The sequence below is a fragment of the Haloferax sp. Atlit-12N genome, from assembly GCF_003383095.1.
Taxonomy (GTDB): domain Archaea; phylum Halobacteriota; class Halobacteria; order Halobacteriales; family Haloferacaceae; genus Haloferax.
Window position 1 is genome coordinate 1,063,179 of sequence record NZ_PSYW01000002.1, and the last position, 26,009, is coordinate 1,089,187.

General features: G+C 67.5%; 28 protein-coding genes and 2 tRNA genes. 18 read left to right on the plus strand and 12 right to left on the minus strand.

Annotated features, from left to right (window positions below; all coding sequences use genetic code 11):
- Positions 1–34 precede the first annotated feature (34 nt).
- The 3 genes from C5B90_RS13565 to C5B90_RS20870 all read left to right on the plus strand — a co-directional run bounded on the left by C5B90_RS13565 (position 35) and on the right by C5B90_RS20870 (position 1,628).
- Positions 35–673 (plus strand): non-canonical purine NTP pyrophosphatase, encoded by a 639-nt coding sequence (locus C5B90_RS13565; protein WP_058566317.1) that lies wholly within the window; start codon positions 35–37, stop codon positions 671–673.
- A gap of 152 nt (positions 674–825) precedes the next feature.
- Positions 826–1,233 (plus strand): ACT domain-containing protein, encoded by a 408-nt coding sequence (locus tag C5B90_RS13570; RefSeq protein ID WP_115882231.1) that lies wholly within the window; start codon positions 826–828, stop codon positions 1,231–1,233.
- A gap of 218 nt (positions 1,234–1,451) precedes the next feature.
- Entirely contained in the window at positions 1,452–1,628 is a 177-nt protein-coding gene (locus C5B90_RS20870) for a hypothetical protein (protein ID WP_199517494.1), read from the plus strand.
- Positions 1,629–1,673: 45 nt separating this feature from the next.
- Here the strand turns inward: C5B90_RS20870 and C5B90_RS13575 are convergent, their stop codons facing one another.
- A complete protein-coding gene (locus C5B90_RS13575) occupies positions 1,674–2,150 on the minus strand; it encodes a PIN domain-containing protein (protein ID WP_115882233.1) in 477 nt (158 codons plus the stop codon).
- A 231-nt stretch (positions 2,151–2,381) separates the two neighbouring features.
- On the opposite strand from C5B90_RS13575, the gene C5B90_RS13580 reads away from it, so the two are divergent.
- From C5B90_RS13580 to C5B90_RS13590, 3 genes are read left to right on the plus strand one after another with little or no spacing between them, the layout of a single operon-like run.
- Positions 2,382–3,410 carry a substrate-binding domain-containing protein gene (locus C5B90_RS13580; RefSeq protein WP_115882235.1) on the plus strand — a complete coding sequence of 343 codons (1,029 nt, stop codon included), beginning with the start codon at positions 2,382–2,384 and terminating at the stop codon, positions 3,408–3,410.
- Positions 3,411–3,434: 24 nt separating this feature from the next.
- On the plus strand, positions 3,435–4,133 hold the full coding sequence (locus C5B90_RS13585) for an ABC transporter permease (protein ID WP_004976378.1): 699 nt from the start codon (positions 3,435–3,437) through the stop codon (positions 4,131–4,133).
- Positions 4,130–4,996, plus strand: coding sequence for a phosphate ABC transporter ATP-binding protein (locus C5B90_RS13590; RefSeq protein ID WP_115882237.1), 867 nt, complete (start codon positions 4,130–4,132; stop codon positions 4,994–4,996). The genes C5B90_RS13585 and C5B90_RS13590 overlap by 4 nt, the downstream gene beginning before the upstream one ends.
- 352 nt (positions 4,997–5,348) lie before the next feature.
- Here the strand turns inward: C5B90_RS13590 and C5B90_RS13595 are convergent, their stop codons facing one another.
- Together C5B90_RS13595 and C5B90_RS13600 are read right to left on the minus strand one after the other, a co-directional pair.
- Positions 5,349–6,002 (minus strand): TrkA family potassium uptake protein, encoded by a 654-nt coding sequence (locus C5B90_RS13595; protein WP_115882239.1) that lies wholly within the window; start codon positions 6,000–6,002, stop codon positions 5,349–5,351.
- A 41-nt stretch (positions 6,003–6,043) separates the two neighbouring features.
- On the minus strand, positions 6,044–6,661 hold the full coding sequence (locus tag C5B90_RS13600; RefSeq protein WP_115882241.1) for a hypothetical protein: 618 nt from the start codon (positions 6,659–6,661) through the stop codon (positions 6,044–6,046).
- A gap of 98 nt (positions 6,662–6,759) precedes the next feature.
- Between C5B90_RS13600 and C5B90_RS13605 the strand changes: the two genes are divergently transcribed.
- Positions 6,760–7,371: a metal-dependent hydrolase gene (locus C5B90_RS13605; RefSeq protein ID WP_172795736.1), complete on the plus strand. Its 612-nt coding sequence runs from the start codon at positions 6,760–6,762 to the stop codon at positions 7,369–7,371.
- Between the two features lie 145 nt (positions 7,372–7,516).
- A complete protein-coding gene (locus tag C5B90_RS13610) occupies positions 7,517–8,128 on the plus strand; it encodes a class I SAM-dependent methyltransferase (protein ID WP_115882243.1) in 612 nt (203 codons plus the stop codon).
- A gap of 29 nt (positions 8,129–8,157) precedes the next feature.
- Here the strand turns inward: C5B90_RS13610 and C5B90_RS13615 are convergent, their stop codons facing one another.
- Complete coding sequence (locus tag C5B90_RS13615; RefSeq protein WP_115882245.1) at positions 8,158–9,480, minus strand: MFS transporter; 1,323 nt, start codon at positions 9,478–9,480, stop codon at positions 8,158–8,160.
- Positions 9,481–9,636: 156 nt separating this feature from the next.
- On the opposite strand from C5B90_RS13615, the gene C5B90_RS13620 reads away from it, so the two are divergent.
- Positions 9,637–10,686 (plus strand): pectinesterase family protein, encoded by a 1,050-nt coding sequence (locus C5B90_RS13620; protein ID WP_115882247.1) that lies wholly within the window; start codon positions 9,637–9,639, stop codon positions 10,684–10,686.
- A gap of 88 nt (positions 10,687–10,774) precedes the next feature.
- Here the strand turns inward: C5B90_RS13620 and C5B90_RS13625 are convergent.
- Together C5B90_RS13625 and C5B90_RS13630 are read right to left on the minus strand one after the other, a co-directional pair.
- Positions 10,775–10,846: transfer RNA gene (locus C5B90_RS13625), tRNA-Thr, on the minus strand.
- 78 nt (positions 10,847–10,924) lie between these two features.
- On the minus strand, positions 10,925–11,602 hold the full coding sequence (locus C5B90_RS13630) for a hypothetical protein (RefSeq protein ID WP_115882248.1): 678 nt from the start codon (positions 11,600–11,602) through the stop codon (positions 10,925–10,927).
- A gap of 60 nt (positions 11,603–11,662) precedes the next feature.
- Between C5B90_RS13630 and C5B90_RS13635 the strand changes: the two genes are divergently transcribed.
- Positions 11,663–12,358: an enoyl-CoA hydratase/isomerase family protein gene (locus tag C5B90_RS13635; RefSeq protein ID WP_115882250.1), complete on the plus strand. Its 696-nt coding sequence runs from the start codon at positions 11,663–11,665 to the stop codon at positions 12,356–12,358.
- 33 nt (positions 12,359–12,391) lie between these two features.
- Here the strand turns inward: C5B90_RS13635 and C5B90_RS13640 are convergent, their stop codons facing one another.
- The gene (locus C5B90_RS13640) at positions 12,392–13,222 is read right to left on the minus strand and encodes an NAD+ synthase (RefSeq protein ID WP_115882252.1); all 831 of its coding nucleotides are present in this window, start codon (positions 13,220–13,222) and stop codon (positions 12,392–12,394) included.
- A 275-nt stretch (positions 13,223–13,497) separates the two neighbouring features.
- On the opposite strand from C5B90_RS13640, the gene C5B90_RS13645 reads away from it, so the two are divergent.
- Positions 13,498–13,568 (plus strand) — tRNA-Gly (locus C5B90_RS13645).
- Between the two features lie 266 nt (positions 13,569–13,834).
- Here the strand turns inward: C5B90_RS13645 and C5B90_RS13650 are convergent.
- From C5B90_RS13650 to C5B90_RS13660, 3 genes are all read right to left on the minus strand, one after another.
- Positions 13,835–14,014: a hypothetical protein gene (locus tag C5B90_RS13650; protein ID WP_115882254.1), complete on the minus strand. Its 180-nt coding sequence runs from the start codon at positions 14,012–14,014 to the stop codon at positions 13,835–13,837.
- A gap of 50 nt (positions 14,015–14,064) precedes the next feature.
- Positions 14,065–14,361 carry a hypothetical protein gene (locus C5B90_RS13655; protein WP_115882256.1) on the minus strand — a complete coding sequence of 99 codons (297 nt, stop codon included), beginning with the start codon at positions 14,359–14,361 and terminating at the stop codon, positions 14,065–14,067.
- Between the two features lie 116 nt (positions 14,362–14,477).
- Positions 14,478–15,395 carry an acyltransferase gene (locus tag C5B90_RS13660; RefSeq protein ID WP_115882258.1) on the minus strand — a complete coding sequence of 306 codons (918 nt, stop codon included), beginning with the start codon at positions 15,393–15,395 and terminating at the stop codon, positions 14,478–14,480.
- Positions 15,396–15,562: 167 nt separating this feature from the next.
- Between C5B90_RS13660 and C5B90_RS13665 the strand changes: the two genes are divergently transcribed.
- Positions 15,563–16,849 (plus strand): glycoside hydrolase family 68 protein, encoded by a 1,287-nt coding sequence (locus tag C5B90_RS13665; protein WP_115882260.1) that lies wholly within the window; start codon positions 15,563–15,565, stop codon positions 16,847–16,849.
- A 13-nt stretch (positions 16,850–16,862) separates the two neighbouring features.
- Here the strand turns inward: C5B90_RS13665 and C5B90_RS13670 are convergent, their stop codons facing one another.
- Complete coding sequence (locus C5B90_RS13670; protein ID WP_115882261.1) at positions 16,863–19,046, minus strand: GH32 C-terminal domain-containing protein; 2,184 nt, start codon at positions 19,044–19,046, stop codon at positions 16,863–16,865.
- Positions 19,047–19,220: 174 nt separating this feature from the next.
- Between C5B90_RS13670 and C5B90_RS13675 the strand changes: the two genes are divergently transcribed.
- The 6 genes from C5B90_RS13675 (at position 19,221) to C5B90_RS13695 (ending at position 24,193) form a co-directional block, all read left to right on the plus strand.
- The gene (locus tag C5B90_RS13675; RefSeq protein WP_115882262.1) at positions 19,221–20,294 is read left to right on the plus strand and encodes an aldo/keto reductase; all 1,074 of its coding nucleotides are present in this window, start codon (positions 19,221–19,223) and stop codon (positions 20,292–20,294) included.
- Positions 20,294–20,464 carry a hypothetical protein gene (locus C5B90_RS20875; RefSeq protein WP_199517495.1) on the plus strand — a complete coding sequence of 57 codons (171 nt, stop codon included), beginning with the start codon at positions 20,294–20,296 and terminating at the stop codon, positions 20,462–20,464. The genes C5B90_RS13675 and C5B90_RS20875 overlap by 1 nt, the downstream gene beginning before the upstream one ends.
- Before the next feature lie 175 nt (positions 20,465–20,639).
- Positions 20,640–21,104, plus strand: coding sequence for a hypothetical protein (locus tag C5B90_RS13680; RefSeq protein WP_115882263.1), 465 nt, complete (start codon positions 20,640–20,642; stop codon positions 21,102–21,104).
- 103 nt (positions 21,105–21,207) lie between these two features.
- Entirely contained in the window at positions 21,208–23,361 is a 2,154-nt protein-coding gene (locus tag C5B90_RS13685; RefSeq protein ID WP_115882264.1) for an alkaline phosphatase PhoX, read from the plus strand.
- 51 nt (positions 23,362–23,412) lie between these two features.
- Positions 23,413–23,871: an SHOCT domain-containing protein gene (locus C5B90_RS13690; protein ID WP_115882265.1), complete on the plus strand. Its 459-nt coding sequence runs from the start codon at positions 23,413–23,415 to the stop codon at positions 23,869–23,871.
- 73 nt (positions 23,872–23,944) lie between these two features.
- Positions 23,945–24,193 (plus strand): hypothetical protein, encoded by a 249-nt coding sequence (locus C5B90_RS13695; protein ID WP_115882266.1) that lies wholly within the window; start codon positions 23,945–23,947, stop codon positions 24,191–24,193.
- A gap of 184 nt (positions 24,194–24,377) precedes the next feature.
- Here the strand turns inward: C5B90_RS13695 and C5B90_RS13700 are convergent, their stop codons facing one another.
- Positions 24,378–25,928: a heme-binding protein gene (locus C5B90_RS13700; protein WP_115882267.1), complete on the minus strand. Its 1,551-nt coding sequence runs from the start codon at positions 25,926–25,928 to the stop codon at positions 24,378–24,380.
- Positions 25,929–26,009 lie beyond the last annotated feature (81 nt).

Below are 26,009 nucleotides of genomic sequence, written 5' to 3' on the forward strand. Positions count from 1 at the left end.
CGACTTTTCCACGTCCGCCCGCGGAGGGCCGGACATGCTCCGATACGTCACCACGAACGCGGGGAAGGTCCGCGAGGCGCTTTCGTACCTCGACGACGACGTGACCCAACTCGACTTCGACTACACCGAGGTACAGGCGTCCGAACTCGGCCCCATCGCGGCCCACGGCGCGCGCGAGGCCTACCGCTACGCCGACGAACCGGTGCTCGTGGACGACGCCGGACTCTTCATCGACGGCTTCGAGGGCTTCCCCGGCCCGTACTCCTCGTACGTCGAGGACACCCTCGGCGTCGAGGCGGTCCACCGACTGGCCGCGGCCGAACTCGACGAACCCCGCCGAGCCTCGTTCCGTTGCGTCCTCGCGTACTGTGACGGCGAACCCTTCGAGGCGAGTCCGGACCCGATAGACCGCGACGACCGGACCGTCGCGGCCGCCCGCGGCGCGGAACAGGACGCAGAGGAGACGGAGGCGCTGCCGGTGAAGCTCTTTACCGGAAGCGTCAACGGTCGCATCGTCCCGCCGCGCGGCGAGGGCGGCTTCGGCTACGACCCCATCTTCGAACACGACGGCGCGACGTTCGCGGAGATGAGCGCGGAGGAGAAAAACGGCATCTCCCACCGCGGGCGGGCGTTAGCGAAGTTCGCGACGTGGTTTGCTGAGCGAACGGAGTGAGCGAAGCGAACGTCGTCGGGCGCGAAGCGTCCGACGGAAGTTCGCCGAGCGGTAGCGAGGCGAATCTCATCGGGCGAACGGCCTGACCGGTAGCCGCCACGACCACCGCCACCGGCCGCTACGTTTACCCCGGCGGGGCGACCCCGAGACGCATGGACCCGAGCGACTTCTTCGAGGACGGGACCGTGACTGTTTCGGCGGCGACCTACGCGGTCATCAAGGCCGAACGGGGCGACCCGGACGCGTTCGCGACGATTCGAGACGAGAACGAGACGACCGTCGTCGTCGAGGAGGGGCGCGTCGACGAGGCGACTGCCGTCGAAGTCGAGCGGGGCTGGAAGCGACTCACCTTCGAGATGGTCCTGCCGTTCGAACTCGTCGGCTTTCTGGCGCGGGTCGCGGGCACGCTCGCCGAAGAGGACATCTCGGTGTTCGCGCTGTCAGCGTACTCGACCGACCACGTGCTCGTCCGAGAGGACGACGTGGAAGTGGCCGCGACGAAACTCGAATCGCTCGGCTGTACCGTCGAGCGCGCCGGGGCCACCGACGACGGGAACTAACGCTGAAACTAGTTCGCGAGCAAACAGGTTGATACGTTCGGCGGGAGCAGACTAGCCGTGATGTTCCCCGACTGCGACGAGCACCCTCCGTTCGTCACCGGCCCCTCCAGCGGTACCGACCGCACGCGGTCCGCCAGATTGACAGCCGACCCCGGCCCCGTCACTCCCCACAATCGCGGGGGTTCACACTCAGGGACCGCGGGCGCGTACGGAGACGCATGAACCGAGCGAACGTCGTCGCCGCCGGTGCGGCGAGCGGCTACGGAATCGCCGTCTTCGCCGCCATCGCGGTGTTCTTCGGCGACGCCTCGCAGGGACTCGGTGTGGCCCTCGGCTTCGGTCTCGTGACCGTCCTCGCCATCTTCGCGGTGACTCGAATCGTCAACGGCGACTGACCCGACGAGTGGTCGGCGGTCGGGGCGGCGGCCGGCGGCCGGCGGCTACGCCCGCGGGTCGCGGTCCGGACCGGGGTACGACCCGCCTTCGACTTCGACGTAGAGGCTCTCCGGCGCGAACAGCGACGCGAACGCCTTCGGGTGTCGGATGCTGACCGGGAAGCGGCCGCCGAGCGCCGCGCCCGCCTGCGCCGAACTGAGACGGTCGTCGAACGTGAGGAGGTGCATCGCGCCGCCGCGGTAGGCCGACGCCAGCGCGGGGTTGTCGCCGTCCGGGTGGGAGACGAGTTCGGCCCACGAGTCGATTTTCTCGCGCCAGTCGGCCGCGAGGTCGGCGTCCGCGAGCGAGGCGACGACCGCCTCGGCGTCGTCGAGAAGCGGGTCGCTGGCGACGAGCGTCGTCCACGAGTGCCGCCGGAGGTGGTCGAGCGCCGCTCTGGACGGACCATCGACGAGGAGGTCAGCCGCGAGCACGTCGGCGTCGGCGACGACCCGCGCGGGTGAGGGCTCCGCCTCAGGCATCGTCGCCTCGGCGGGCGCGAAGCGCCTCGGTGATGTCGGCTTCGGTCGTCTCATAGGCGGCGGCGCGAGCGAAAAGCGACTCCCAACTCATGTCCGTCACCACGGGACGGCTCGAAAAGAATCCGACGCAACCGGTTTCGGACTCGAACCGTTACAATTCACCGATATTGAAATTGTTTGTGATTACATTGCGTGGGAAACAGTTAATCCGCACTCGCCGAACCACAATGCATGGCGATAGAGCGACGGCGTTTCTTACAGGCAGCCGGTGTCGGCGCGGTTCTCGGACTGAGTGGATGCACGGGGAACGCGAATCCTCCGCAGGCGAACAACGAGACTACGGAGGGCGCTGGCGGGAGCCAAGGCGGAAGCGGCGCGACCCAAGAACTGACGCTGGCGACGACGACGAGCACGTACGACACGGGACTGCTCGACGCCCTGAACCCGGTGTTCAAGGAGAAGTTCAACGCTCGGGTGAAGACCATCTCACAGGGGACCGGCGCAGCAATCGAGACGGCGCGGAACGGCGACGCGGACGTGATTCTCGTCCACGCCCGCGGCGCAGAAGACGAGTTCCTGCAGGAGGGGTACGGCGTCAACCGCCGCGACGTGATGTTCAACGACTTCGTCGTCGTCGGGCCGGCGGACGACCCCGCGGGCATCTCGGGGATGGAGAGCGCGGCCGACGCGTTCGCGACCATCGCGGACGCCGAGGCGACGTTCGTCTCTCGCGGCGACGACTCCGGGACGAACAAGAAGGAACTGCTCATCTGGGAGGCCGCCGGCGTCGAGCCGTCGGGGACGTGGTACCGCGAAATCGGCAAGGGAATGGGCGACACGCTCGTGCAGGCCGACCAGTCGGGCGCGTACACGCTCGCCGACCGCGGGACGTTCCTCGCGACACAGGACAACATCGACCTCGAAATCCAGGTGCAGGGCCCGCTCAAGGGCGGCCCGACCATCCTGAAGAACCCCTACGGCGTCATCCCGGTCAACCCCGCGATGTATCCCGACGTGAACTACTCGCTGGCGATGGCCTACGCCGGCTTCCTCACGAGCCCCGAGGGACAGGAGATAATCAGCAACTACACGGCGAACGGGTCGCAGTTGTTCTTCCCCAACGCCCTCTCTGAGGACCCGCAGTTCGGCCAGTACGTCCCCGAGGATTACGACGGCGGGGAGAACGCCTCGTCGTCGGCGTCGGTCTCCGACGCCCAGTTCGAGTCGTGGGTGGCACAGCACGTCCCCGAGGACTTTTAGTCCGACCGGACCCCACCACCGCCCGTGTTCGCCCTCGGCGACCTGAACCTCACCTACCTCGTCAGCATCACGGCCGTCTCGCTGTACGTGAGCACCGCGGCGGTCGCGCTGAGCGCCGCGCTCGGCCTGCCAATCTCGCTGGCGGTCGGGTTCCGCGACTTCTACGGCAAGTCGGTCGTCACCTCCGTCATCTCGACGGGGATGGGCTTTCCGAGCGTCGTCGTCGGCCTCGTCGTCCTCTTGGCGCTGTCCCGCTCGGGACCGCTCGGGACGTTCGACCTGCTGTTCACGCCCGAGGCGATGATTCTCTCGCAGACCATCCTCGCGCTCCCCGTCCTCGTGAGCGTCTCGCTTTCGGCGGTCCAGTCGGTCCCGCAGGACCTCAGAGACGCCGCGTTCGCCGCCGGCGGCACCTCGACCGACGTCGCCCTGCTGGTCGTCCGCGAGGCGCGCTACGGCATCGTCACGGCGCTCTTGGCCGCCTACGGCCGCGCCATCAGCGAGGTCGGCTCCGTGCTCATCGTCGGCGGCAACATCGTCTTCTCGGACAGCACGTCGTTCACCCGGACGCTCACGACGGCCATCACCGTCGAGGCGCGGAAGGGGAACATCGAGACGGGCATCGCCCTCGGCGCCATCCTGCTCGCGCTCGTCCTCGGCGTGAACGCCCTCGGCGCGCGCTTCCGCGACCGGACCCCCGGACGGAACGGGAGGGGACGATGACGACCGAGAGACCGGGAGCCGGTGAGCCCGATTCCGGAGAACCCGACGAGACCACCGCACCCGACCCGGCGTCGAACGGGACGGGGCGCGGCGGGACCCGACTCGCGGCTCACGACCTCGGCCACGGCTTCGGCAACGGCGCGGTGCTGGAAGACATCTCGCTGGCCGTCGAACCGGGCGAGATTCTCGCCGTCGTCGGTCCATCGGGGACGGGCAAGACGACGCTCTTCCGACTGCTCGCTATGTTCGAGCGGCCGGACGAGGGGACGGTCGAAGTCGGCGACGACGACGTGTGGGCGCTCCCCGAGGCGCGCCGACTGGCGGTCAGACGCCGGGTCGGGATGGCGTTCCAGACGCGGAGTCTCTTCTCGACGACGGTCGAGGAGAACGTCTCCTACGGGCTTCGAGTCCGCCGGTCGTGGTCGGCTCGCGTCCGCGATGCGGTCGAGGGGCTGTTCGGCCACGAGAAGCCGTCAGAGACGGTCGAAGATGCGCTTCGGACGGTCGGAATGTTCGACAAGGTCGACCGCGACGCCGGCTCGCTGTCGGCGGGCGAGGCCCAGCGCGTCGCCATCGCGCGGGCGCTCGCACCCGACCCGGACGTGTTACTGCTGGACGAACCGACGTCGAACCTCGACCCGCGGAACACCGCCGCTATCGAGTCGGCGATGCGGGCGGCGCGGGACCGAGGCATCGCCGTCGCGCTCGCCACCCACGACATGCAGCAGGCCCGGCGGGTGTCAGACCGGACGGCCGTCATCCTCGGCGGGACGTGCATCGAATCGGGGCCGACCGACGAGGTGTTCGAGTCGCCGGACGACGACCGAGTCCGCCAGTTCGTCGAGGGGAAACTCGTTTATTGAGCGCGGGGAACCGGGGCGGCTTTGCCGGAGGTATAACAGCAGATATTGCACGTAGATAGCGTGTGACTCCTGTCTGACGCAGATTTAAGGTTCCCCGTACGTACCCGGTGATAGGGCGCGCACTCGGCCTCAGTTCCCATCCTCCCACCGGCGCGCCCGGCACGAAAACCACCACCACCATCGTCGTTCTGGTTTCCCCCGGTACGACAACGCGGCGCCGCCACTACGGCGCTGTTTTCCGAGGCAGACCGCACCGCAGAGAGACATCTCGGCGGCGGCAAGCGTCGGTACAAGTGGCACCGGTTCGAGCGGTGGCGGCGCGAAGAGAAGAGCGTCGGTTCGGGGGCAGGAGTCAGCCGAGCAGTTTCGACCGGACTCGCTCCAGCGCGTTTCGCTCTGTGAGGAGCGCTAGCTGGTCGCCGGGTTCGACGACGGTCCCCGGAAGCGGAATCGTCATCGGCTCGCGCTCCCGGCCGTGGGCGTAGACGCGACCGTCCGCACCGAGGTCGATGTTGGCGACGTGTTCGCCGACGACGGGGGCGTCGTCGGGGACGGTTACCGTCGTCAGTCGGAGTTGGTCGGTGAGGTCGCCGATAGCGTTGAAGTCGCCGCCGAGGAGCGCCGTCTTCGCGCCGGCCGCGCCGAGCCGTTCGGGGTAGATAATCTCGTCCACGTCGTCGGCGTAGCGCTCGTAAATCTCCTGGCGGTAGTCCTCGCTGATGCGCATGACCGTCCGGCAGTCGTACTCCTTGCCGAGCATGCAGGCCGCGAAGTTGATGTTCGGGTCGCCGGTCAGCCCGCCGACGGCGTCTGCGCCCTCGACACCCGCTTCCCGTAGGACGCTTTCGGTCCCGCCGTCACCGAGTACCGCCTCGAAGCCTTCGTCGCGGGCGCGGTCGACTTTCTTGTCGTCGTTGTCGACGACCGTCACGTCGTGGCCCTCCTCTCGGAGCACGCGGGCGGTCCGCGAACCCACCCGCCCGTATCCAACGATAACGAATTTCATGGTAGTAGTATGCACACCGGGTGGCTAAAAGATGGCCCCCGTCAGGGTCGAGTCCGTTCGAGTCGCTCCGTGACCGAATCGATGGTGTCCGCGAGTGGCGGCGTCCCGAAGAGGGCGACGAGCACCGCGCCGACCGTGTCGAAGACGAGGTCGACGATGGTGTCGCCGAGACCGTACTGAACGAGGACGGCCTCCGAGCCGACGGCGTCGGCGGCGAGGCGCGCGCCGAACTCCAGTACCTCCCAGAACACGCCGGCCGCGAGCGTGAAAAGCAGGATGTAGACGAACATGAAGCGGTCGGGGAGATAGACGGTCTCGGTGTACTCGTCGACGGCCCGCGCGGTGACGTAGCCGACCGCCGCGACGACGGTCGCCGAGAGCGTGTGGGTGACGTGGTCCCACCAGTCGATGTAGTGGTACGGGCCGAGCATGCCGATGGCGTGGAGCAACACCGCCAGCGCCAGCCAGAGGCCGAGAAGCGGGTGGAGTCGAATCTCCCAGTCGCGGCGGAGCACCGCGGGGAGGAACGTCGCGGCCAGCGCGAGCACCGCGTTGACGGCGACGCTCAGGTTCCGCGTGTAGAGACCGACGAAGAAGATACACACGATAACGACCTGAATCGCCCGCCCCGCGAGTCGCTCGATTCGACTGGGGACCATTGCGGTGTGATACGGCCTGAGCGCCCTAAATTCGACCGTGAGACTAGCTAGCACGACCACCGACATCGTTTTTCCTCCAGATTGCATACGCCCCATCGATGATGGCCACCACTCACGCCCTCGCGGGTGTCGTCCTCGGCACCGCCGTGTGGGCGCTGGTCCCCGAGGCCGGGATGCTCCCGGTGCTCGCGGCCGCACTCGGCGGCCTGTTCCCCGACTTCGACCTCTACGCGGGCCACCGGAAGACCCTTCACTTCCCCGTGTACTTCAGCGCGCTCGCCGTGCCCGCGGTAGCGGTCGCCGCGCTGAACCCGACGACTACGACGCTCGCCGTCGCGCTGTTCCTCGCGGCGGCCGCGCTCCACTCCGCGTCCGACGTGCTCGGCGGCGGCCTCGAACTCAAGCCGTGGCTCGGTACCTCCGAGCGCGCCGTCTACGACCACTGGAACGGCCGGTGGCTCGCCCCGAAGCGCCTGATTCGCTACGACGGCGCGCCCGAGGACCTCGCGCTGACGCTCGCCTTTGCCGTCCCGCCGGTCCTCGCCTTCGACGGCCTCGCGGAGACGCTCGTCATCGCCGCAGTCGCCGTCTCCGGCGTCTACGTCCTGCTCCGCAAGCCGATGGTCGCTATCGCGGAGACCGCCGTCGCGGCGATACCCGACCACGTCGTCGACTACGTGCCGGAGCGGTTCGTCCGCGACCTCCGGTAAGCGGCTCCCCGTTTTCGAGGCGTCTCGACCGCCGGTTCTCCGTTTTCAGCGTCGCTTCCGTCTCGAACCGGCAGCCCGCGAGCGGGCCGACCGGGACAAGACACTTATCCGGCGACCGCGCGGTCGAACTTACCCGAGTTCCAGAATGACAGACCAACGACGCGCCGTCAGAGACGCGTACGATAGCCTCGCCGACGACTACCGCGACCAGCGGAGCGACGACGCGCCCACGGTGCTCGGCGAACTCGCCGACACCCTCGACCCGGGCGCGCGGGTCCTCGACGCCGGCTGCGGGCAGGGAACCCCCGTGACGGACGCCCTCGCCGCCGACTTCGACGTGGTCGGCGTCGACTTTTCCCGCGAGCAACTGCGCCTCGCCCACCGAGACGTGCCGGCGGCAGAGTTCGCGCAGGGCGACATGACCGCGCTTCCGGTCCGGTCGGACTCATTCGACGCCGTCTGCGCGTTCTACTCCATCATCCACGTCCCAATCGCGGAACACGAGCGGGTGTTTGCGGAGTTCGCCCGCGTTCTCCGGCCCGGCGGCACCCTGCTTTCGACCGTCGGCGGCGAGGCGTGGACCGGCTCGAACCCCGACTGGCTCGACAGCGGTGTCGAGATGCGGTGGAGCTTCCCCGACATCGAGGAGACCTACGAGACGCTCGATTCGACCGGGTTCGCGGTCGAAGCCGAGTTCGTCGTGGACGACGAGTTGGGGAGCCAGTACCCGTTCGTGTTAGCGCGATACGAGGGCTGAAACGGCTATTTTAGCGAAGAACACGCGGTTCAGTCGGTCGGCTCCGCGGTCGCCGACGGGACCGCATCGGCGCGGGACTCCCGACGGTGGAGCAGGTACGCACAGCACACCGCGACGATTCCCGCGGCGGTGGCGATGCCGAACGCGACGCGATAGCCGGTCGGCGTGTAGACCCGAGCGCCGGCCACCATCTCGCCTGTCCAGTAGGCGTCGAGGGCGAGGCCCATCACCGCCGGGAACAGCGCCGCGCCGAAGTAGCCCACGCTGTTTATCGCGCCCGTGACCGTCGCGCTCGCGGTGGCGTCGTGGCGCTCCTTGGCGACCGTGAACGCGATGACGGCCCCGCCCATGACGAACAGCGCCGAGAACAGCAGGACGCCGACCACGAGGAGCGGCGGCGTCACGAAGAGGAAGATGAGCCCGTACGCGAGGGTGAAGACGACACAGGAGGCGACGATGAGTTCGGTGCGGTAGCCGATGCGGTCCGAGAGCGTCCCGAGCACGGGCGACCCGAGGAGGAAGCCGACGTTGCCGACGAAGACGAAAAGCGAGGCCGTCCGGACCGACACGTCGTAGAGGTCGGCGATGTAGGGCACGCCCCACAGGCCGGTGACGGTGAAGTTCGTGCCCAAGACGAGAAACAGCATCGTCCCCATCAGCCACGTCTCGCCCTCGCGGAGGACGCGTCTCGTGTTCTCGACGACCGTCGCGAGTTCGACCGACGAGGCGGGCGGACGGACGCCGTCGAGGGGGTCGAACCCGGCGTCCCGCGGCCGGTCGCGGACCGCGAGGTACGTTACGACCGCGAGGCCGACGCCGCCGACGCCGACCCCGAGGAGAACCGAACGCCAGCCGACCGCGTCGATTGCGACCGCGAGCGGCGTCGTCGCGAGCACGCCGCCCATCCCCGCGGCGGCGACGGTCCACCCGGTCATCGTGGCGAACTCGTCCGGACGGTACCAGTTGGCGAGGAACCGGAGCGTCGCCGTGTAGAGGACGCTCCCACCGAGGCCGAGGAGCGCTCGCGAGGCGAACGCCACCCCGTAGGTCGGCGCGAGCGCGAAGCCGAAGACGCCGAGCGCCATCACCGCGAGTCCGCCGGCGGCGACCCGGCGCGACCCTGCGCGGTCCACGAGGATGCCCGCCGGGAGCTGCAGGCCGGCGTAGATGTAGAAAAAGGAGGCGTGGAGCATGCCGAGTTCCGCGCCGGTCGTGTCGAACGTCCGCGCGAGGTCGTCGGCGAGGACCGCCGAGGTGACGCGATGGAAGCTGACGAGGAGAAATCCCGTCGTCAGGAGCGCCCAGAGCGCCCACCGGACGCGGGCCGGTCCGAGCCGCGAAAACCGTGTCATGGCTCAGGCGACAGCGCGTGCGTGTAAATGTTTATCGTGGAAGTTCGTGATGGTGTGGCGCGAATTCGAGGTGACGTGGTGAAACCGCACCCCGCGCCGCCGTGAGTTCCACCGGTATCCCCCAAGCGTATAGCTTCGGGGAGGGAGGTGCGACCCATGCTCGCATTACTCACGTCTCTCGCAGTTGCGGTCGGCTGTCTCGGCGTCGCCGCCGGAGCGGTCGGAACTCTCGGGGACGCTGACGACGGCGACGGCGCTGACGAGTCTGACGACCCCGAGGATGCCCGCGATTCCGACGACCTCGGCGACTACGACTACGTCGTCGCGAAGGACGGCAGCGGCGACTACGAGACGATCCAGGCCGCCATCGACGGCGCGAAGTCGTTCCCGCCGGACCGAATCCGAGTTCTCGTCCGAGAAGGAGTGTACGACGAGAAAGTCGAAGTCCACGCGTGGAACCCCGACATCACCCTCGTCGGCGAGAGTGCTGAGGAGACCGTCATCAGCCACGGCGACCACTTCGAGAAAATCGACCGCGGGCGCAACAGCACCTTCTTCACCTACACGCTGAAGGTCCGCGGCAACGACTTCCGCGCCCGAAACCTGACCGTCGAGAACAGCGCCGGCCCAGTTGGACAGGCCGTTTCGCTCCACGTCAACGCCGACCGCGCCGTCTTCGAGAACTGCCGCTTCCTCGGCCACCAAGACACCGTCTACGCCGCCGGCGAGGGCGCGCGCCAGTACTTCTCGGACTGCTACGTCGAGGGGACGACCGACTTCGTCTTCGGCGGTGCGACCGCCGTCTTCGAGGACTGCCGCATCCACTCGAAAGCCGACTCGTACGTGACGGCGGCCTCCACGCCGGAGCGCGAGCCCTTCGGCTTCGTCTTTCTCGACTGTGAACTGACCGCCGACGCCGACGTGTCCGAGGTGTATCTCGGCCGCCCGTGGCGGAACCACGCCCGAACCGCGTTTATTCGCACATGGCTGGACTCGCACGTCCTCCCCGACGGGTGGCACAACTGGTCGCGCCCGGAAGCCGAGCAGACGGTCGAATACGCGGAGTACGACAGTCGAGGACCGGGGGCGGAGGGCGAGCGAGTGTCGTGGGCGACGGTGTTGACCGAGGACGAGGCTGCGCAGTATTCGAAGGCGAATGTGTTGGGTTCCGCGAGTGGTGGGGAGTGGTGGGACTGGGAGGAATGAGCGTGCGAGCGGGGCGGGTCAGTCTCAACCGGAATCCAACAACTGCTCGGCGACGAGACGCCTCGCTCGACAGTCGAATTTCGAGAAGAGCCTAGGCCGGGATTTGAACCCGGGGTCTCGTCCTTACCAAGGACGCGCTTTACCGCTAAGCTACCCAGGCAGGCATTCCTTGGTTGTCCGGGTTACTCTTTAGGGGTTTCGATTCGAACCGACCCGGAACCGTGGTAGCGTATGTCGATTAGCGGTCCGCAGCGGAGGTGACCGCATCGTCACCACCGCCGCCTCGGTAGAGGGCCGCGATGCGCTCGACGGTCCCCTCGGAGACGGTCTCGTCGGCCGGGGGGAAGTCGCCGTCGTGGGTGTCGGCCAGTCCGGCGGCGTACTCCACGAGCGCGGTCGGCGGGGCCGAGCCGACGGCCGTGGTGCCGGCGACGACGGCGAGCGTGCAGATGTTCACTTCGAGTTCGCCGTCGAGGTCCGGGCGTACCGCCTCGTCCGCCGAGCGGCGGCGGGTCTGGTCGCGGCCGAAGGCGCGGACCGTCTCGACAGCGTGGTCGGCGGCCTCGGTCCGGGCGAGGAGGTAGAAGCCGCGCGAGACGAGCACGTCCGCCGCGAGGATGTCGAGGTCGGCGTCGGTGTCCTCCTCGGGGCTATCGAGATGCGACCACGGCTCGTCGTGGGCGAGCGACCGGGTGAGCCGGAGGCCCTCGTAGATGAGTTGCACTCCGGCCGCGCGGGAGGCCAGCCCGTTCAGGTCGACCTTCGGTTCGACGGCCCGCGCGCTCACGAACGTGAGCACTGCCGGCGTCAAGGAGGCGGCGTCGAGGCGTTCGTCCAGCGCCGCACGGAGGGCCTCAGGCTCGATGTCGGAGAGGGCCTCGCGCGCGGCCTCGCGGGCTCGCACGGCGTCGTCCATCGGCCGAGACTTACGGTTGGGAGGGCAAAGACCTTTGGAAAACCACGGCACAACGGGCGTATGATACGGACGACGGACGACGGCGACCTCCGAGTCGTGACCATCGACCGCCCGGCGCGACGGAACGCGCTCAGACCGACCGACCTCGACGCCCTCGAAGCCGCGGTCGTCGAGGCCGACGCACCGGTCGTCCTCCTCCGAGGGAACGGCCCGGCGTTCTGCGCCGGCGCGGACCTCGACAGCGTCGCCGACCTCGACGACCCGGAAGCGTTCGCAAAACACGGCCAACGCGTCGCCGACGCCATCGAAACCGCCGAATCGGTCGTCGTCGCCGGCATCGACGGGGCGGCCCGCGGCGGCGGCGTCGAACTCGCGCTCGCCTGTGACGTGCGGGTGGCCACCCCGCGTGCGACCCTCGGCGAACCGGGTGTCCGACTCGGCCTGTTCGGCGCGTGGGGCGGGACAGTCCGTCTCCCGCGCGTCGTCGGCGAGGGTCACGCCCTCGAATTCTCGCTTTCGGGCCGCGTCGTCGACGCCGGCGAAGCCCTCCAGATGGGTCTCGTCTCCCGACTCGTCGACGACCCGAGCGAGGTCGCGGCGTCGATGGCCGACAACGACCACCGGTCGCTCCGAATCATCAAGGAGCGACTGCGCGACCGCGACGGCCGAGAGGCGCGACTCGAACGGGAAGCCGCCGGCTTCGCGGAGCTTCATCGGGCGAACGTCGACGACATCGCGGCGTCGCGCGAAAAGTGAATTTTTCGGGCGGAGCGGCGGGCCCGCGGCGGCCTACACGTCGAGCGCCGACGGCGCGGGGGGCATCGACCGCTTGTGGGCGCTGCCCTCGACGAGGTCAACCACGCGGTCGACCTGTTCTTCGGTCACCCCGAGGTGGCGAACCGTTGCGGACTTCGAGAGCGGGCCGTCGACGTGGAGCGCGAGAATCGCGTCCAGCGCGTCGTAGGTGAGCCCAAGTTCGTCCTCGTCGGTCTGGCCGGACCACATCTCGGCAGAGGGCGTCTGTAACACGAGTTCCTCCGGGACGCCGACGTGGGCGGCCAGTTGGCGGACCTGCTGTTTGTAGAGGTTCCCGATGGGGTTGCAGTCGACCGCCTGGTCGCCGTACTTCGTGAAGTAGCCGGTCATCGCCTCGGCGCGGTTGCCCGTCCCGAGCACGATGCGGTTCTCGTGGTTGGCGACGAAGTAGTTGAGCACCGCCCGCGTGCGGACGTAGACGTTTCCGGCGGCCATGCGGTCGTCGGCCGCCTCGGGGAACGTGTCGAAGAACGTCTCCGCGATGGGCTGAATCTCGACCACGTCGTACTCGATTCCCAGCATTTCGGCGACGCCCTCGGCGTCGCTCATCATGTCTTCGGCGTTCGCCACGCTCGGCATGACGAGGCCGTGGAGGTTCTCTTTCCCGAGCGCCTCGACGGCGAGGAAGGCGGTGAGCGTCGAGTCGATACCCCCGGACAGGCCGAGGACGGCCCCGTCGGCACCGGCGGCCTCGACGGTGTCTTCGATGAAGGTCGTGATGTGTTCGCGGTGCGCTTCGAGTTCCGCTTCGGAGAACAGGAGGTCGAACGGGGCGTCCTCCGAGAGAACGTCGACGGATGTCATGAGCGCCGGTTGGAACCGGGGGCCCAAATAGTCACGTGTCACGCAAAAACAATGGACGACCGTCCAGTTTTCACGGGGCTGTTATGGGTTGAAGCGCTACGTTCAAGTGCCCCCGCAGTCTACGAATTTTTGCTTCGGAAGGCGGTTCGAAGCGGAGCACAGCGCGCCGATGGGTGACTGAACGAAGTGAAGTCAGCCACGGGGCGAACGAATGTGAGCGCCGATGGTCGACCGAGCGGAGCGAGGTCGAGTCAGGGGCGCAAGCAGAGCACAGCGCGCCGATGGTCCAGTGGTAGGACACGAGCTTCCCAAGCTCGGAGCCCGGGTTCAATTCCCGGTCGGCGCATCTTCTGAACGGAACCAGACGAGGAGCCGAACGGCTCCGAGTCCCGTGGCGTGAAGAGATACGCCCCGAGGGAATTGAAGCAGCGAGCAACGCGGAGCGTTGCGAGTGAGGTTCAATTCCCGGTCGGCGCACTCCCTACGGTCGTTTACCGACCGACCTTCGCAAACCGTCGGTTTGCTCAGTCCCGGTCGGCGCATTTCTGTCGAACGTAGTGACGCCCTCGCGTTGCCTCTCACCTTCTTCGAAGGGGAGTCCGCCTCGCCGACTCAGAAAAACAGGTTCTGCACGTCGTCAAGCTCCGGCGATTCGGAGCGGAACACCGGTTCGCGGGCGGTCTGCCGAATCATCGCGTGGCGTTCGAGGGCCGAGTCGAATTCGAGAATCGCCCGCTCGATGTCGCGAGCCAGCGCGTCGATTTCGCCGTGGAGTTCGTCGTCGTCGGCCATGATACGCGTAGTTAGTCGAGGGCTGGTAAAACGGGCTCGGCCGCGGGTCGTCACCGGAGCCGTCGGGTGCAGTTCCAGCAGAGGTCGAAGGCGGTGTCGGCCTCGTTTTCGACCCCGCAGTTCGGGCAGATGCGCTCGCCCGTCGGCGTCGTCTGCACGCCGGCCTGCGAGCCGTCGTCGAACGACGCCGCGATTTCGGGGTGGGCGTAGCGGTCCGTCCGGGCGGAGTCCCGACTGGACCCCTCACCCATCGTCGGCTCACCGCCGTTGACGAGATACCGATAGACCAGGAGCTGGAGCAGGGTCAACCCGAGGGCGTAGACGACGATCCAACCCCAGACGTCCATCACACATTGACTTACGTTAGCATGCTATATCGGTTCTTCGGTCGAACGGGTCTGCTGACGCTCTCGGCGGTGGTCGCGGGTGATGCCGCCACGGCGGATTCGCGTCGAAAAAGGAGTTACTCGCGTCGGTGGGAATCCACCGGACCGTCGAGGTCGCGGTCGAACTCGTCGAAGGCGTCGAGGTCGTCGGGGAGTTCGTAGGGTATCTCGCGCTCGTCGGCGCGGCGCTCGCCGCCGCCGTCGAGCGGTTCGGCGACCTCCTCGAAGCCGGGCTTTACTTTCACGCTCTTCGCGGGGGAGCCGACTGCGATGTGGTGGGCGGGCACGTCGCCCTGTACGACCGACCGAGCCCCGACGATGGCGTTCTCACCGACCGAGACGCCGGCGTTCACCATCGCGTCGTAGGTGACGCGCGCGTCGTCACCGATGGTCGTGTGGTAGTTCCTGACCTCGGTCTGGTCGACGGTATCGTGGGAGTGGCTATAGATGTGGGCGCTGTCGGAGATGGAGACGCGGTCGCCGATAGTGAGTTTCCCGCGGTCGTCGAGGTGCACGTCGTCGTGGATGACCGTGTTGTCGCCGACGGAGATGTTGTGGCCGTACGAGAAGGTGACGCCTTTGAAGATGCGGAGATTGTCGCCCGCCTCCTCGAAGAGGTGGTTGGCGAGCATCTGTCGGAACCGGAGGGCGAAGGCGACGTTGTCGGCCATCGGGGTCGCGTCGAACTGCCGCCAGAGCCACTGGAGATGCTTCGAGCGCTTGAATTTCTCGTCGTCCTTCTCGGCGTAGTACTCGGCTTCGAGCGTCGCGTTGCAGGGGTCGTACCCCTGCAGTCGGACCCGCGTCGCGGGCGAGACGGGCTTGCCGTTCTGCCAGCGCTCCCACGCCTCGCGGTCGCCGAACAGGTCGATGAGGGTGTCCCGAACGACCGTGCAGGTGTCTTCGTCCGAGGCGAGCCGACCATCAACCTCGTCGATGAAGGCCTGCAGGCCTTCCTCGGCGTCCGCCGGAAGCGAAACGTGGACCTTCGTCATTGCACCGTCGTAAGCCGTCGAGATTCAAATGGATTCGGTTGTGCGAACCGCGCGTCAGGCCTCCTCCGGGCAATATTAGCTGGTTCCGAGCTTCGGAGTGGGTCGAAACGGGTCGAAAAACCACGCGAAGGGTGACACCTATACTCCACGGCAAAGTTAACTGGAATATGAGTGAACAATTCGAAGGTGGCACGCCTGCGTGGACGCGTGCGCACGCCGAACGCCTCCGCCGCGACGATTCGAACGTCGCGCCGGTCATCTACCCCCCGGACGAGCGACTGGACGAAGACCTGCACATCTGGGACACGTGGTTCCTCCGGAACCGCGACGGTTCCGTCGCCGAAATCGACGGCTATCGCGTCATCTTCTCGTTGACGTCGCCGTCGGACCTCCTCCCCGGAAAGCGCCACGACGTGGCGACTATCCGGTACTTCTACTCCGTGGACGGCGAGGAGTGGACCACCGGCGGCGTCGTCTTCGACGGCGGCACGCTCGGCCAGCGGCAGTGGGCCGGGTCGGCGATGTACGACCCTGACGGCGACGGCGGCGACGTCTATCTCTACTACACCGCCGCGGGCGAGGACGGCGCTGAGGAACTAACCTACACCCAACGTATCGCGCTGGCGACGGGTGGTACCGTCCGCACTGACGACGCCGGGTTCAGCATCGAAGGGTCGTGGGACCACCGAATCATCCTCACGCCGGACGGCGACTGGTACGAGCGCGAGGACCAGTCGCGCGGGATGATATACACCTTCCGCGACCCGTGGTTCTTCGAGGACCCCGCGTCGGGCGAGACGTACCTCCTCTTCGAGGCGAACACGCCCGTCCCCGAGGGGGCCGGCGAGTGCGACGACCCCGTCTGGGAGGAGTTCAACGGCAGCGTCGGTATCGCCCACTCGCCGACCGGCGACCCGACCGACTTCGAACTCCGGCCGCCGCTTCTCGACGCCGTCTGCGTCAATCAGGAACTGGAGCGCCCGCATCTCGTCGTCCGCGACGGGACGTACTACCTGTTCGTTTCCAGCCACGTCCACACCTTCGCGCCCGAGTTGACGGGCTACGACGCGCTCTACGGCTTCGTCGCCGACGACCTCGCGGGCGACTACGAACCCCTGAACGGCCACGGGATGGTGCTCACGAACCCGAAAGGCGCGCCCTTCCAGGCGTACTCGTGGCTCGTCTACGACCACGGTGACGACCTGCTCGTCTCGTCGTTCTTCAACTACTTCGACTACGACCGGCCGAGCCTCGACGACGTGGGACTCCTCCCTCCCGAAGAGCAGATGCGCCGGTTCGGTGGCACGCTCGCGCCGACCGTCCGGGTCGCCCTCGACGGCGACGAGACCGACCTCGTCGACACGCTCGACCACGGACACCTGCCGCTACCGCGCGAGGAACTGCCGACTCCCTGGTGGGAGCGAAACGGCGACACCACCCGCGGCGGCTACTGAACGGACGCGGCTGTCACGCTTGGTTTCGCGCCTTGAACGTCGCGTCGAGTTCCCACGCGTCGAGCGAGCGAACGTCGACCCGACCGCCGCCCTCGCCGCGTCGGACCGCGACCGAGACGCCGTCGGCGTCCGCGCGCGTCGGGTAGACCCGGGTCGTCAGACAGCGCTGCTCGTCGGCGAACACCTCCACGACCGAACAGTCGACGAACACGCGAAGCGACACCGAGTCGCCCTCGACGGGCATCGAGCGGGGCTCTCGGTCCGCGTCGTGGGCGCGGGTGCTCCGCTCGCGGTCAACCGTGACCCGGTCGCCGTCGTACCGGAGGACGGTCCGCTCGCCCAGCGCCGGCGACTCAAACAGGCCGAGTTCGAACGTCGCGTCACCCTCGACCGCGACGTCGACGGCGAGTTCGTAGGCGTTACCCGAGAGGTTGAGCGACGCGTGCTCGTCGGCGTCGAGCGCGCTCGCGTCGAGCGAGACGCTTCGGCCGCGGAGGTCGGCGAGTTCTCCGGCGGGTCGCTGTCGGAGTTCGCCGGCGGCGTTCACCGAGAGTTCGCGCGGGAGCGAGAGCAACCCGGACCAGCCGGCGCGCCACTGCGCGTCGACGCCGCGGGTCTCTTTGACCCACCCCCACGCGAGCGCCCGACCGTCGTCGGCAACGGTGGACTGTGGGGCGTAGAAGTCGCCGTAGTCGAGCAGCCCCTCGCGTTCGACCGCGAACGCCGGCGCGTCGAGGTCGGCGGTACCGACGAAGTAGCGCACGTCCTCGTAGTTCGAGACGTGCAGCAGTTGGTGGTCGCCGAAGTCGAGGAGTTCCGGGCACTCCCAGACGGTCCCGTGACCCTCGCTCCCGGAGTGGAGCGGGCCGACGTACTCCCACTCGCGCAAGTCGGGCGAGCGGTAGAGGAGCGCGACGCCGCCGACCGCCGCGATGGCGGAGCCGATGAGCTGGTACCAGTCGTCGCCGACCTTCCAGACGGCGTGGTCGCGGAACTCCGCGGACCAGTCGTCGGTCCCGAGGATGTCGAGGTCGTCCGGTGCCGACTCGATGACGGGATTGTCGGGCGCTTTGTCCCACGACCGGAGCAGCGGGTCGCTCGTCGTTGCCAGACAGGGAAGCTGGTGGTGGTCGCGGCCGCCCGTGTAGATAATCGTCGGCACGCCCTCGTCGTCGACGACGGCGCACCCGGACCAACAGCCGTCGCGGTCCGGGCCGTCCTGGTCAGGTGCGAGCGCGACCGGTTGGTCCACCCAGTGCAGAAGGTCCTCGCTGGTGGCGTGGCCCCAGTGAATCGACCCGTGGGACGGCCCGCCGGGGTTGTACTGGTAGAACAGGTGGTAGGTCCCGTCGTACTGGATGACGCCGTTCGGGTCGTTCAGCCAGTTTGCGGGGCCGGCGAGATGGTACCGGGGGCGGTGATGGTCGTCGCCGAGTCGCTCGCGCATCGCGGCGAATCCCTCGGCGTCGGCGGGGCGGTCGGTAAACGACGGTCTGCGGTGGGCGGGGCCGCCGAGGACCGCGAGCGCGTTGCGGAGGAGGTGCTCGTTCGCGCCCATCGTCTCGAAGTCGTTGCCGTGGTGGGTGAGAAAGGAGACTTCGGCACCGATACCGTAGACCGCGCCCGCACCCGCGCCGCGGTCCCACGCGACGACGGACTTGAGCGCGACGAGGAAGTCGTCGCCGTGGAGCGTGCTGGCGAGAACCTGCCCGTTCTCGGGGAGGACGTGTTCGTACCGGGCGAATGGGCGCGGCGCTTCTGGCGGTTGAAGGTGGACGCCGAGCGTGTCGAACCCGTCGAAAAGCGGGTGGTCCGCGTGGATGGACTTCGTTAGCAGTCCGGTCGGGTGCGGCGAGTTCTCTGTCCCGACCGCGTCGGGTGCGACGGAGTCGATTCCCAGCGTGTCGACCGCCGAGAGGGCGTTGAGCGTCAGGAGGAGTCCGCCGCCGTCACCGAGGTACGCGTCTAGTGCGGGCACACACTCGGCCGCGAGGGCACGCAGGTCGGCGTCGACGTGGCGGTCAGAGTGCCACCACAGCACGTCGAACTCGGAAAGGTCGGTCTCCCCGGTTGCGACGGCGTCGAGAGAGATTGTTTCGACGCTCGCTATCGACTCGGCCCACTCGAACGCCACTCGCTGTTCCTCCGTGAGTTCGGCCGCGAAGAGAAATCCGACTCGAACCGGAATCACGTCCATTGCTGACGTGGTTCGACATCACCGTGCATGAATCTGCGGATTCACTCGGTAGCGAGCAAATACACACAGCATCCAGAGAGCGACCGCGGGACGCGAGCGCCGCCTCCGCCGAGGATTCCCACGAGACGAAAACAAAACACACCCAATAAGTCGCCCCAATTCGTAGGGCCGGCCATGCACTACCGCGAACTCGGCACCTCCGGAATCGAAGTCAGCGAGGTCGGCTTCGGTGCGTGGGTCGTCGGGACCGACTGGTGGGGCGACCGCTCGGACGAAGACTCCATCGAGATGCTCCACCACGCCATCGACCGGGGCATCGACTTCTTCGACACGGGTGACGTGTACGGCCACGGCCACTCCGAGGAGGTCGTCGGCGAGGCGCTTTCCGACTACCGCGACGAGGTGACCGTCGCCACCAAAATCGGCTACGACTTCTACAACAACCCGCAGGCCGGCCACGGCGAACTCCCCAAGGAGATAACCGGCGAGTGGGTCCGCGAGGCGACCGAAAAGAGCCTCGAACGCCTCGACATGGAGTACATCGACCTCCTGCAACTCCACAACGCGAACGTCGACGAAGTCACGCCCGACGTGCTCGAAGCCCTCGACGAACTCAAAGAGGAGGGCCTCATCAAGGCCACCGGCTGGGCGCTCGGCCCCTCCATCGGCTGGCTGGCCGAAGGCGACATGGCCATCGAAGAGGAGTTCGACGCGCTCCAAATCGTCTGGAACGCCTTCGAGCAGGACGTGGGCAACCACTTCCTCGACACCATCCGCGAGACCGGCTCCTCGACGAGCCTCATCGCCCGCGTGCCGCACTCCTCGGGCCTCCTGAACGAGCAGGTCCGCCCCGAGACCGAACTCGGCTCCGGCGACCACCGCGGCTTCCGCCCCGACGAGTGGTACGAGACGGGCTGGGAGAAGCTCGAAGCGCTCCGCTTCCTCGAACGCGACGGCGAGCGGACGATGGCGCAGGCGTCCATCGCCTACCTCCTCGGCTACGACGAGACAGCGGCCGTCACGCCGACGTTCCGCACGAAAGACGACATCGACGAGTGGGCGAAGGCCTCCGGCGTACCGAAACTCACTGACGAGGAGATGACCCGCGTCGAGGAACTGTACGCGGACAACTTCGGTATCGACCGCTTCGACGGCATGGACGCGCTCCGCTCGTCGGTCGACGGCGACGACATCCGCGCGGCCGGCCTCGACAAGCGCGTCGCGAAGGGCGCGCGCAACGAAGCCTGATGGGTCGCCTGAAGACCCTCCTCGGCGTCACCGCGGTCGCCCACGTCGTGCTCGCGTGGCTTGTCAGCCTCGACGCCAAGAAACGCGGCGACGACGCCGGCCGCTGGATAGCGCTGACGCTCCTCACCGGCGTGGTGGGTGCCGCGAAATACGTCCGAAACGGGCGCTAACGGCGCGCCCGCAGTCGGTCGCATCTGTTTTTCTGTTCTGTCTGTTCGGTCGCTGACGCTCACGAGCGCTCCCCGTCGATATATATCGCACTTAGCAGCCTACTACACCGCCGCTGCCGAACGCGACCAGTAGGTCGCCTCGGCGCGTTCGCGCCGGGGTGACGCGAACACTCACATGTCGAATTCAGCATCTCCTTCCCCCGAGACGCGGTCGGAGCGCGCGTACAGAACCTACCCGCTGGGCGTCCGCATCGTCGAATACGACGACCCAGATGAAGAGGGCCGGCGGTACGGCTTCCGCGCGCCCGACCACGCGGGCCGCGAGTTCGACGACGCCGACACCGCCACACTCTACGCGGACGTGTACTTCGACGTGAACGGGTTCGTCGAGGCCGGCACGGGCGACCGCGGCGTGCCGCCGGAAATCATCCAAGCGGGCCGCGACACCCTCGCGGCGTACTTCCTGTCACAACCCTACGCCGACGCCGACTGGGTGGCGTCGTTCTACGGGAAAAAGCGGGCGCGAATCGAGCGCTACGCCGCGGCCGTCCGACGGCGCGCCGAGGAGATTCGAGAGGGGGTCGAGGCGCTCGAACGCGAGGGAAACTCCGTCGGGGACGGCGTGTCGGTCGTGGAGTAAGCTCGGGCGGATATATAATCAACAGACTGCTCTCCCACGGACAGTATTGCAACCTTGTTGTCATATAAACTTACACGCGTGCCGGTTTCGCTTCTTCGCTCGCATGGTCGAGTTTACTCGGCGAAATCTCATGGCATCGTCCGTCGCCGCCGCGCTGGGAGCGAGCGTGGCAGGCGTCGGTCAGGCGGCCGACCCCGACGACCCGAACACGCCGCGGGCACCGCTCGTGCGGGGGGAACTCAAGCGCTTTTCGACGACGGCGTTCGGGGCCGAAGTGACGGGGCCGTTCGTCTTCGACGACGGGTCGCTGCTCTACAGCCTCCAGCACCCCGACCGCGAGAACCCCGCACCCTACGACAAGGCGGCTATCGGCTACTTCTCCGGCTTCCAGTTCTCGTTCGACGGCGAGAACGACTTCGACGAACTGTCGACGCCCGAGACGAACGAAGAGCGTCGCGCGGTCCGGTCCGCCGCCGGCGACTACGAGATTCTGGCCCGCGAGCGCGACGCCATCGACGGCGGGTCGGAACTCCTCGGCGTGCCGCAGACGCCCGGCGGGACGAACATCACGAGCGACCAGTTCAGCGGGTCGAAGTACGCCGACGCGGGCTACACCCCCGACTGCAACCAGTTCGTCGCCACGAACGACGCGGGGACCGAGGGCTACCTGTTCACCAACTGGGAGGCGAGTCCGGGCAACGTCTCGCGGATTCCGCTCAGTCAGGGCGACGACGGCTCGTGGGAGGCCGACCTCGAAAACGCGCTGAACCTCGCGAACACCGACGCCCTCCGCGACCTCGGCGGGACGCGAATCAACTGCTACGGCGACCTCAGCCCGTGGAACACGATGCTGTCGGCGGAGGAGAACTACGCCCACCCGCGTGTCTCGCTGACCGCGACCGTGAGCGACATCGTCGAGAAGGGAACCGGCGAGGGACTCCGCGGCGCACACGAGTTCTGGAACCGGCCGAACCCGACCGAGATTCAGGCGGCCGTCGACGACTACTACGACGACTCGTGGTTCGTCCAGAGCTACTGGGCGGTCGCCGGCGTCGAGCTCCTCGCGTACTACCTCGGCGCGGAACCGGTCGACCAGTCCGGCGACGACAACGACCTGACGCCCATCGGCGACGTGTACCCGAACCCGTACCGCTACGGCTACATCGTCGACTTCCGCGAGCCGGCCGCCGAGACACCCGAACCGGTCAAATACTACGTCATGGGCCGGGCCGCGTGGGAGTGTCCGGACGTGCAGTCCGACGAGCGGACGGTCTACCTCGCCTCCGACGGCGACAGCAAGGGAATCTACAAGTTCGTCGCCGACGAGCCGATTCCGAGCTACGACGACCCGATGGACCTCGCCGGGACGCTCTACGCCCCGCTCGTGACGAACGACGACGAGGCCGCCGCCGCGCCCCCTGCCGACGTGGACCTCGAATTCGAGTGGCTGAAGCTCGGTCACGCCACCAACGCCGAGGTCGCTGAGTGGATTGCGGAGTACGACGACGTCACGCAGGCCGACTACCTCAGAACCCACACCGACTGGTCCGAAGGCGACGAAGTGACCGCCGACCTCCTCGAAGCGGCCGACAGGGAGGTCGTCGAGAACGGCAACCGCGACTACGTCACCGACGAGGAAATCGTGGAGTGGGGCAAGCAGTACGAGTGGTACGGCCCGGACGAGGTCAGCGACGACCTCCGGCACGTCCCGTTCCTCGAAACCCGCGCGGCCGCGAAGGAAATCGGCGCGACCATCGAGTTCAACAAGGCGGAGGGTATCGACAGCGTCGACGGCGCGGAACCCGGCGACGACGTCTACTTCGGCATCTCCGAACTCAACGACGACATGTCGAACGACACGGGCGAACTCCAGCTCCAGCGCGTCGACGGCGGCGTCGTCTACCGCGCGGAACTGGAGTCCGACTACAACGTCTCGACGCTCGAACCCGTCATCGTCGGCCCCGACGCGAGCGACCCCGCCGCCGTCGCCGACGACGCGCTCATCAACGTCGACAACCTCGCCGTGATGGACGACGGTCGCGTGCTCTGTTGCGAGGACGCCGACCAGTTCGGTCGCTCGTACAAGAACGACTGCCTGTACGTCTACACGCCCGAGGACGACGACCGCGGTCACGGCAACGACCCCGACGGCGACGACGCCGATAACCCGGGACGAAGCGACGACGCTCCGGGACGCGAAAACGGCGGAAGCGGTGACGGCGACAGTCCGGGACGCGGCAACGGCAACGGAAACTAACTACCCCCGCTCGGACGCAGTTTTTTGTATTTCGAGAGACACGTTCGACCGATGGTCCTCGAACGGTTCGGTTCGGCACTCTCTCAAGAAGCTCGCGTCGTCGCCCGGAACCCGCCACTTCTGGGCGTGGTCACCGGCGTGTGGATGATGCTCATCGCGCTGATGGCGGGGCTCGAAGCGCATCTGGCGGTCGTCTGGTTCCTCGCCGTCGCCCCGTCGACGACGGTGGTGGCCTACGGCGGGCGGCGCGTCCTGCGTCGCTTCCGCGGCGAGTCAGACGGCGAAGACGAGTGGGCGCGGAGGACGGACCGAGAGGTCTACGACCCCGTCGACGACGAATCGGCCATCGAGCGCCTGCGGGAGCGTTACGCCGCCGGTGACCTCTCGGACGAGGAGTTCGAGCGCCGCCTCGACAAGCTGGTCGAGACCGAGCGCTACGTCTCCGGGTCGCAGTCGCGGTCGCAATCGCCCTCCGGAGACGGGAGAGAGCGGGCCTTCGAGCGGAACTGACGGAGCGCGTGTCGGACGAACCCCGGTGCCGGGACCAAAAGAGACACAACACTCGACCGAGTCCGGGACGACCATGCGTAGTTCACTCGTCGACCTGCTTCCGGACCTCCTCGAACTTCTCGTCTTCAGTCTCGGGAGCGCGGGGCTCTCGGTCGCCGGCGCGTACATCGAGCACTTCGCGCTCGTCACCTTCGAACAGGGCAACGTCGAAATCGCCGCGTGGGCGGTCGTGATGGGCGCGGTGGCGCTGTACTTCGCGTACAACGTCGGCACCGACAAGGTCCGCCCGAAGCTCCGGGACGTTCGCGCCGCGCTCACGTAGAAAAAGCTGCAGTCTGATTTTGGGCGTTCGACCGCGTTGCGCGAGGAACACGTGTCGCGGCCGGTCCGCGAGCACGTACACGCCACCTTTTCCTGCGCTCGCTCCGCTCGCTGGCAAAATCTGGACAAAAAGATTCGTCACCCCCACATGGGGGTTCCTCACCCCGCTCCCGATGGTCGCGGAGCTACGCTAAGAACACGTGTCGCGGCCGGTCCGCGAGCACGTCGCGGCCCCACTGGACCGTGTCGCGGAACGCGTCGGAGCGGAAGAACTCCATGGCGTCGTCCTGCGAACGCCACTGGCTGGCGATGAACATATCGTCTTCGTCCTCAACGTTGACCATCAGGTCCGTGTCGAAGTGGCCGTCCATCTCTTCGAGGAGGCCGCCGACGGTGCCGAACTTCTCGACGAAGTCGCCGCGGTGTTCGGACTTGACGGTGTAGAACATCCCCATCGTGCCGAAGCCGGACTCCTCGCCGGCGCGCTCGACGATGCCGGGGAGTTCCGAGAGGAACCCCGCGGCGGTCTCGGCGGCCGACGCCGTCTCCCAGATGGAGACGACGGCGACCCGGCCGCGCTCGTTGGCCTCGTAGACCGCCGTCTTGACGTGCGTCGGGTAGTGGTCGAAGTTGCCGCGGAGACCCTCGACTTCCTCGAACAGTTCGTCGGCGTCGGCCTCGGAGTAGAGGACCGTTGCGTACACGTCCTCGCCGTGGGGCTTGCCGGCGTAGATGTTCAGGTCTTCGAGCTGACCGCGGATGTCCTCGTCGTCGGCTTCGTCGCCGCCGTCGTCACCGTGGTGGTGGCCGCCATCGTCGCTTTCGCCGTGGTGGTGACCGTCGCCACCCTCATCGTGGTGATGGCCGCCCTCACCGTGATGGTGGCCGTCGCCGCCGTGGTGTCCGCCCTCGCCGTGATGGTGGCCGCCGTGGTGAGACTCGTCTCCGAACTCGCTCGTCGGGACGCCGTCGCCCGCGAGGAACGCGCCGAGGTCCGACGGCGGGAAGCGCCGGCCGACGTAGAACTGGCCGAACTCGCCGTACTTCGAGGAGACCTCGTCGAAGCGCATCTCATAGACGATGTCCTTGATGTCGGTCGGGTCGTCGCCGAACAGCGTGACGCCCCACTCGTGGTCGTCGAAGCCGACAGAGGAGGCGATGACCTGCTTGATTTTCCCGGCGTACTTCCGGCCGGTGTCGCCGTGGGTGGACATCAGGTCGCGGCGCTCGTCGAACGAGAGGTCGTACCAGTTGTGCTCCTCGCCGCGGCGTTTCGACATCGGGTAGAAGGACATGTAGGTGTCCTCCGGAATGTCGGGCTTGAGTTTGCCCTCGATGTAGCGGAGCAGCCCGGTGTCGATGTCCTCCTCGTTACCCTCGAAGTAGTCGTCCGAGACGTAGCCGGACACCTCGGTGACGGAGACGTAGGAGGTCGGCTGCTCGGTGAAGGCCGCGAGCGCGGTCTGCTCGAACTGCCGTTCGGCGCGGGAGACGTCGTCGAGCGTCGGCCGGAAGTGGACGACCACGAAGTCCGCCTTGTGGCCGAGCACGGAGAAGACAGCGGACGCGCCCGCCTCGGCGTCCTCGACCGCCTCGTGGGCGTCGAGGTACGCGACGCCCTCCTCGATTGCGCGGCGGCGCTCGTGTTCGGGCGCGTCACGCCACGCGTCCCAGTCGACGGTTCGGAAGTCGTGCAGCGCGAACCAGCCCTCGTCGGTCTGTGGGGCCTCTACCATACGGGGGCCTAGGGAGTCATCCGGTATTGAAGTTGCGAGTCGTTTTCGCGGTTCGAGAACCGTCGAAGAGAAGCGAGTCGG

Coding starts and splice junctions, on each gene's coding strand:
- C5B90_RS13565 (WP_058566317.1), top strand. CDS start 35: ATGCTCCGATACGTCACCACGAACGCGGGGAAGGTCCGCGAGGCGCTT.
- C5B90_RS13570 (WP_115882231.1), top strand. CDS start 826: ATGGACCCGAGCGACTTCTTCGAGGACGGGACCGTGACTGTTTCGGCG.
- C5B90_RS20870 (WP_199517494.1), top strand. CDS start 1,452: ATGAACCGAGCGAACGTCGTCGCCGCCGGTGCGGCGAGCGGCTACGGA.
- C5B90_RS13575 (WP_115882233.1), bottom strand. CDS start 2,150: ATGCCTGAGGCGGAGCCCTCACCCGCGCGGGTCGTCGCCGACGCCGAC.
- C5B90_RS13580 (WP_115882235.1), top strand. CDS start 2,382: ATGGCGATAGAGCGACGGCGTTTCTTACAGGCAGCCGGTGTCGGCGCG.
- C5B90_RS13590 (WP_115882237.1), top strand. CDS start 4,130: ATGACGACCGAGAGACCGGGAGCCGGTGAGCCCGATTCCGGAGAACCC.
- C5B90_RS13595 (WP_115882239.1), bottom strand. CDS start 6,002: ATGAAATTCGTTATCGTTGGATACGGGCGGGTGGGTTCGCGGACCGCC.
- C5B90_RS13600 (WP_115882241.1), bottom strand. CDS start 6,661: ATGGTCCCCAGTCGAATCGAGCGACTCGCGGGGCGGGCGATTCAGGTC.
- C5B90_RS13605 (WP_172795736.1), top strand. CDS start 6,760: ATGATGGCCACCACTCACGCCCTCGCGGGTGTCGTCCTCGGCACCGCC.
- C5B90_RS13610 (WP_115882243.1), top strand. CDS start 7,517: ATGACAGACCAACGACGCGCCGTCAGAGACGCGTACGATAGCCTCGCC.
- C5B90_RS13615 (WP_115882245.1), bottom strand. CDS start 9,480: ATGACACGGTTTTCGCGGCTCGGACCGGCCCGCGTCCGGTGGGCGCTC.
- C5B90_RS13620 (WP_115882247.1), top strand. CDS start 9,637: ATGCTCGCATTACTCACGTCTCTCGCAGTTGCGGTCGGCTGTCTCGGC.
- C5B90_RS13630 (WP_115882248.1), bottom strand. CDS start 11,602: ATGGACGACGCCGTGCGAGCCCGCGAGGCCGCGCGCGAGGCCCTCTCC.
- C5B90_RS13635 (WP_115882250.1), top strand. CDS start 11,663: ATGATACGGACGACGGACGACGGCGACCTCCGAGTCGTGACCATCGAC.
- C5B90_RS13640 (WP_115882252.1), bottom strand. CDS start 13,222: ATGACATCCGTCGACGTTCTCTCGGAGGACGCCCCGTTCGACCTCCTG.
- C5B90_RS13650 (WP_115882254.1), bottom strand. CDS start 14,014: ATGGCCGACGACGACGAACTCCACGGCGAAATCGACGCGCTGGCTCGC.
- C5B90_RS13655 (WP_115882256.1), bottom strand. CDS start 14,361: ATGGACGTCTGGGGTTGGATCGTCGTCTACGCCCTCGGGTTGACCCTG.
- C5B90_RS13660 (WP_115882258.1), bottom strand. CDS start 15,395: ATGACGAAGGTCCACGTTTCGCTTCCGGCGGACGCCGAGGAAGGCCTG.
- C5B90_RS13665 (WP_115882260.1), top strand. CDS start 15,563: ATGAGTGAACAATTCGAAGGTGGCACGCCTGCGTGGACGCGTGCGCAC.
- C5B90_RS13670 (WP_115882261.1), bottom strand. CDS start 19,046: ATGGACGTGATTCCGGTTCGAGTCGGATTTCTCTTCGCGGCCGAACTC.
- C5B90_RS13675 (WP_115882262.1), top strand. CDS start 19,221: ATGCACTACCGCGAACTCGGCACCTCCGGAATCGAAGTCAGCGAGGTC.
- C5B90_RS20875 (WP_199517495.1), top strand. CDS start 20,294: ATGGGTCGCCTGAAGACCCTCCTCGGCGTCACCGCGGTCGCCCACGTC.
- C5B90_RS13680 (WP_115882263.1), top strand. CDS start 20,640: ATGTCGAATTCAGCATCTCCTTCCCCCGAGACGCGGTCGGAGCGCGCG.
- C5B90_RS13685 (WP_115882264.1), top strand. CDS start 21,208: ATGGTCGAGTTTACTCGGCGAAATCTCATGGCATCGTCCGTCGCCGCC.
- C5B90_RS13690 (WP_115882265.1), top strand. CDS start 23,413: ATGGTCCTCGAACGGTTCGGTTCGGCACTCTCTCAAGAAGCTCGCGTC.
- C5B90_RS13695 (WP_115882266.1), top strand. CDS start 23,945: ATGCGTAGTTCACTCGTCGACCTGCTTCCGGACCTCCTCGAACTTCTC.
- C5B90_RS13700 (WP_115882267.1), bottom strand. CDS start 25,928: ATGGTAGAGGCCCCACAGACCGACGAGGGCTGGTTCGCGCTGCACGAC.